The sequence below is a fragment of the Terriglobus sp. YAF25 genome, from assembly GCF_052113305.1.
Lineage (GTDB): Bacteria > Acidobacteriota > Terriglobia > Terriglobales > Acidobacteriaceae > Terriglobus.
In genome coordinates this window covers 1-5,537 of the sequence record NZ_JBFRCY010000575.1, presented here as the reverse complement: position 1 = coordinate 5,537, position 5,537 = coordinate 1, and the positions used below count along the sequence as shown (strand labels likewise).

General features: G+C 58.7%; 5 protein-coding genes. 3 read left to right on the top strand and 2 right to left on the bottom strand.

Going from position 1 to position 5,537, the window contains the following annotated elements:
• Together AB4043_RS20390 and AB4043_RS20385 are read left to right on the top strand one after the other, a co-directional pair.
• Window positions 1–1,239 (top strand): PAS domain S-box protein (locus AB4043_RS20390; RefSeq protein ID WP_442307922.1); only part of this gene is annotated, 1,239 nt, incomplete at its 5' end.
• On the top strand, window positions 1,236–1,562 hold the full coding sequence (locus AB4043_RS20385) for an ATP-binding protein (RefSeq protein WP_442307924.1): 327 nt from the start codon (window positions 1,236–1,238) through the stop codon (window positions 1,560–1,562). The genes AB4043_RS20390 and AB4043_RS20385, both read left to right, overlap by 4 nt.
• Before the next feature lie 374 nt (window positions 1,563–1,936).
• Here the strand turns inward: AB4043_RS20385 and AB4043_RS20380 are convergent, their stop codons facing one another.
• Together AB4043_RS20380 and AB4043_RS20375 are read right to left on the bottom strand one after the other, a co-directional pair.
• Window positions 1,937–2,974 carry a threonine aldolase family protein gene (locus tag AB4043_RS20380; RefSeq protein ID WP_442307921.1) on the bottom strand — a complete coding sequence of 346 codons (1,038 nt, stop codon included), beginning with the start codon at window positions 2,972–2,974 and terminating at the stop codon, window positions 1,937–1,939.
• A gap of 116 nt (window positions 2,975–3,090) precedes the next feature.
• Window positions 3,091–3,858, bottom strand: coding sequence for a coproporphyrinogen-III oxidase family protein (locus tag AB4043_RS20375; RefSeq protein WP_442307920.1), 768 nt, complete (start codon window positions 3,856–3,858; stop codon window positions 3,091–3,093).
• Here AB4043_RS20375 and AB4043_RS20370 point away from each other — a divergent pair.
• On the top strand, window positions 3,838–5,537 hold a 1,700-nt coding region (locus tag AB4043_RS20370; protein ID WP_442307923.1), incomplete at its 3' end, for an ABC transporter ATP-binding protein. The two genes, AB4043_RS20375 and AB4043_RS20370, sit on opposite strands and share 21 nt — an antisense overlap.

Below are 5,537 nucleotides of genomic sequence, written 5' to 3'. Positions count from 1 at the left end.
GGGAGAGGGCGCGCCCGCATTGCTGGCGAATTTGAAGCGCCTGTTCTCGGACCGCAGTCCGCAATAAGGTGCCGCTCATTGGACATTCGTGAATTTCGACGGATCCTTCTGCTGACATTTCTGCTGCCGATTGCCGCATTGCTGATCGTCAGTGGAGTCCTGTCGTGGCAGATCCGTTCCGCCAATCTGGCGGTGAACCAGCTACAACTGATCGACCGGAACCTGCAACGGCTGGGGCAGGCACAAAAGCTCATCCTCGACCAGGAGACTGGACTCCGGGGCTACCAGCTCACGCATGACGAACAATTTCTCGATCTGTATCGCGGCCATGAAGGCGAGATTGTCCAGAGATTGAATGACGTTGAACAGACACCCGGCCTGAGCTTGTCCCAAACCACCCGCATCCGTAATCTCCGGGCATCCTATCTGCAATGGAAACATGGCTTCGCCGATCTCCAGATAGAGGCTCTACGCACAGGTAAAGCCGAGAACCCGGTTGAGGTAAATCTGCAGGGCAAAGCGCAGATGGATACCATCCGCAGTCAGTTTTCAGAGACGATGCAGGCGACCAGCGTTCTGCGGCAGCAGAGCGTAGGGGTCTGGCAAGAGCGGGCACGCATCACCAGGGTCTACCTGCTTGTTCTTTCCCTTCTGACCGGGACTTTGATCGCAATCTACATGAACCATCAGCTCAACCGTGTCTCTCTCAGCTTCCAGACATCGGTGACGTCACTGCAGGAGCGAGCCGATCAGCTCTTTGCGTCAGAGCAGCGGCTGCGGACGACACTGGTTTCGATTGGCGACGGCGTGATCGTCACCGATGGACATGGGCTGGTGACCATGCTGAATCCGATTGCGTCGGAGCTGACTGGCTGGACGATTGATGAAGCCTTCGGTCAGCCCATCGAAGATGTCTTCGATATCGTCAACGAAGAGACCCGGTTGCCGATCGAAAGCCCGATCGCCCGGGTAAAACGTATGGACCGCGTTATGGGGCTTGCCAACCACACCATTCTGCGGCGCCGCGACGGGACCGAGGTTCACATCGACGACTCAGGAGCTCCTATTCGCGACGCAGAGGGGCTGATGGTGGGCGTTGTGATTGTCTTCCGCGATATCACCCATGAGAAGCAGACACAGCGGATTCTTATCTCCAATGAGCGGCTTGCTGTTACCGGGAGGTTGGCAGCCACCATCGCGCATGAGATTCATAACCCGCTGGACTCGTCACCAATCTGATCACCAACGCCTACGAAGCCGCTGACCCCGGGGGATCCGTCCGAGTAGAACTAATCAAGCTGGGCGATGGGGCACGGGTCATACTGACCAACAGCGGACCGGCGATCGACGAGCAAACCCAGCAGAACCTCTTTCAACCCTTCTTCTCGACGAAGGGAGAAAGAGGCACAGGCCTTGGTCTGTGGGTCAGCCGCGGCATTCTAAGCAAGCATGGAGGCCGGATCGAGCTCGAAAGTCCCGCCTTCCCCGATGGTACGGGAGTCAAAGTGACGGTGACCCTGCCGCGGAAATTCGTCGTACACGCACCGGCAGAGACTGCCTAGGGTGTATCGGCAAATTCGAGATAGCCCATACATCGGGTGCCCCATGTCCCTCGGGGACATGGCCCGGCTCTCACCATCCCAAGTACTTATCTAACCTTTTCTGCATCATCGTCTGAAAGATCAAAAATACGGTCGCGCGAAGCGCGATACCCCACGCTAAACCCCAACGAACAAGTTCGCTAGTTRCCCCATCCTTCGCGATAAGACTGCGCAGAATGGGGCAACTAGAGCATTTCTCCTGTTGCGGGGTAGTCCGGAAGGGGAGTGCAGCGGCGTTTTCATTGCGGAAAACGCCCATAGATAACGAATCCCTACACTACACCTACAGGAGAAATGCTCTAGCGCCTTCTGTTTCCGAATTTTTCGATACAACCCTAGGCGTTCAGCTCTTCCACAATCAGCTTCGCTGCGGTTTCGCATTGCGCGTGCGAAACGTCGTTATGCGTTACCAGCCGCACTGCATGCGGACCGATGGCGCTGCAACGAATGCCCTTTGCTTCCAGGCGGCGAACAAGCCCTACCGCATCCCCCTGGCCGGCCAGACGGAAGATCACGATATTGGTCTGTACGCTTGAAAGATCGATCTCCGCGGCTGGAGAGGTGGCAATCGCTTCCGCCAGCAGACGGGCATTCGCATGATCTTCCGCGAGCCGTTTGGACATCTCCTCCAGGGCAATCAAGCCAGGCGCGGCCAGTACACCTGCCTGCCGCATGCCACCACCCAGGGTCTTGCGAATGACACGTGCACGGTCGATGGATGCGCGGCTGCCGACAATCATCGAGCCGACGGGCGCAGCCAGGCCTTTGGAGAGGCAGAACATGACCGTGTCGAAGCCACTGGTCAGCCGTGAGACGGAAACACCAAGCGCGATGGCGGCGTTGAAGACGCGGGCTCCATCCAGATGCGTCGGAATGCCACACTCCTTGGCACCAGCCCAGATCTCCTCAAAGACATCGAGCGGCGTGACCGTTCCTCCTGCCATGTTGTGCGAGTTCTCGAGCTCGATCAGCCCCGTACGCGCGCGGTAATACGCTGCGGTATTGAGGACAATCTTTTCGCGGATCTGAGCCCAGGTAAGCACGCCCCGGTCTCCAAAGATAGTGCGAGGCACAGTTCCCGCGACGRAGACCATCGATCCCATCTCCCAGTCGAGAATATGGGCGCGTGATTCGCAGATAACCTCCTGCCCCGGCCGTGTATGAACCATGATGGAGGTGAGGTTGCCCATCGACCCGGTGGGAACAAAGATCGCAGCTTCTTTACCGAAGACTTGTGCGGCTCGCGCTTCCAGCCGGTTGACCGTTGGGTCTTCCCCGTAGACATCGTCGCCGACCTCGGCGGTAGCCATAGCCTGGCGCATAGCGGCGGTGGGTTTGGTCAACGTATCGCTGCGAAGCTCGATAATCTCCATGCCTGTATTGTCTCAGGCAGTAGAGCATTTTCCCTGTTGCTGGCTATCCCGAAAGAGGAGTGCAGCGGCGTTTTCGTTGCGGAAACGCCCATAGATGCGGAAGCCCCACTCTGCACCTACAGGGAAAATGCTCCAGCACCCAGAAGCTCGGTGAAGACGTCGTTCGAGAGAAGACGCCCCTTCGGGGTCAAAGCGACCCGGTCTCCCTGAAGCTGCATCAGACCCTCTCGAACCAACTGCTGCATCACAGGAACGACGGGACCTTCTTCAGGAAGAAGAATTCCCTCATTCAGCCGCAGGCCGAGGAAGACCTCTTCCTCCGATGCCTCATGCGGCGAGACAGCAACCGGATCCGGCGATGCATTGCCTTTCAGATAGGCGTTCAGATCGTCTGTGTTCTGGAAGCGCCGATCGCCTAGCATAGAATGTGCGTCCAACCCCAGACCGAGGTATGGAAAGCGCTTCCAATACTTAAGGTTGTGGCGGGAGGCGTGGCCAGGACGGGCGAAGTTCGAGATCTCGTATTGAGGAATGCTGTTGTTCCCCAGGAACTCACAGGCCTCCAGATACATCTCTGCCACCAGGCCATCGTCGGGCACATGGTGGGCGTGGTAACGGACGCCACCGGCGATGAGTTCCCTTCCGAGCCGGGACTCTTCATCGACCTCCAGCATGTAAATACTGGCATGAGGCACACCTGCGGCAGCGGCCTGCTCCAGGGAGATGCGCCAGCTCTCGGGAGTCTGGTGCGGCAGGCCTGCGATCAGATCGACATTGATCTCCTGCACACCTGCGGAGCGGAGACGGGCGATCTCGGCCAGGCAGACATCCTTTGTGTGGAAGCGGCCGACGGCGCGTGATTCCTGGTCGACGAAGGACTGCACTCCCAGGCTGACCCGGTTGGTAAAGCATTCGATTCACGCCTGATGCGGCGTTTGCTGACCTATCTGCGGCCATACACCGGTCACGCCCTGATCTCCGCTTTGGCGATCCTGTTGAAGGCGGGGGCGGACGTGGCAGGACCGTTCCTGGTCAAGGTAGGCGTCGATGCCTATATGACTCCCGAACCGGGGCACAAACCGGCCTGGATCGTCCGCTATCTGAGCCACGACCCGATTACCGGTATCTCCCAGCTTGCGGCGCTGTATCTCATAGCTCTGCTGGTGAGCTATGGCCTGGAGTTCATGCAGACCTACCTGATGCAGTGGACCGGGCAGCGCGTGATGTTCGATATGCGCAGCCAGATCTTCCGGCATCTGCAGCGCATGGACGTCAGCTTTTACGACCACAACCCCGTGGGCCGGCTGGTGACGCGCGTCACCGGCGATGTCGACGCCCTGAACGAGATGTTCACCTCGGGCGTGCTGGCCATCTTCGAGGACGTCTTCGTCCTGCTGTTCATCGTGATTGTGATGGTGCAGATGAATCCCCTGCTGGCGCTGATGACGCTCTCGGTGATTCCGGCCATCATCTACTGTACAAAGTTGTTCCGCGACCATGTGCGGAACAGCTACAGGCGCCAGCGCGGCGCGACAGCGCGCATCAACTCCTTCACGCAGGAGTATGTCTCGGGCATGGCGGTTGTACAGATGTTCAACCGCGAGAAGCGCGCCTTCCGTGACTTCTCCGCCGTCAACGATGAAAACAAACAGGCGTGGACCGATGCAATCTTCGCCTATGCGCTGTATTACCCGGCCGTCGAACTGCTTTCAGCGACAGCCATCGCACTGGTGATCTGGCGCGGCGGAGCCGGCGTCCTCTCCGGGTATGTCACTCTCGGCGTGCTGATCGCTTTCATGCAGTATGCACAGCGGTTCTTCCGCCCCATCCAGGACCTCAGCGAAAAGTACAACATCCTGCAGGCAGCGATGGCAGCCGCGGAGCGCATCTTCAAGCTGCTGGATACCGCTCCCACGATCCAGTCACCWGCACAACCGATTGCCGGCGATAACTCCGGCGCGGTCGAATTCCGCAACGTCTGGTTCACCTATCAGCGCCTGACCGAGGCCCAGCAAGTCTTCGTCTCCTCCGCTACGGATGAAGAGTTGGCTGCCGACACCCAGATTGAATGGATTCTGAAGGGGGTCTCATTCATCATCGCCCCCGATGAGACCGCCGCCATTGTGGGCCACACCGGCGCGGGCAAGACGACCATCACCAGCCTGATGATGCGCTTCTACGACGTGCAGCGGGGCGAGGTCCTCGTGGATAGCGTGGACGTCCGATTACAGGATCTGAATCGCCTGCGCAGACGCTTTGGCGTCGTACTGCAGGACCCATTCCTGTTCACCGGCACCATTGCCCAGAACATCCGCCTGGGAAGCGAGTGGATTACTGAAGAACAACTGCAGCAAGCGGTCGAAGACGTCAATCTGGGAGCTTTCATCCGCAGCCTGTCAAAAGGTCTTCTAGAACCGGTCGTCGAGCGCGGAGCCACCTTCTCCACCGGGCAGAAGCAACTGATCTCTTTTGCACGTGCTCTGGCCCATCGACCGGGCATCCTGATCCTGGATGAAGCGACCAGCTCCGTCGATACCGAGACAGAACTGCTGGTTCGCTCGGC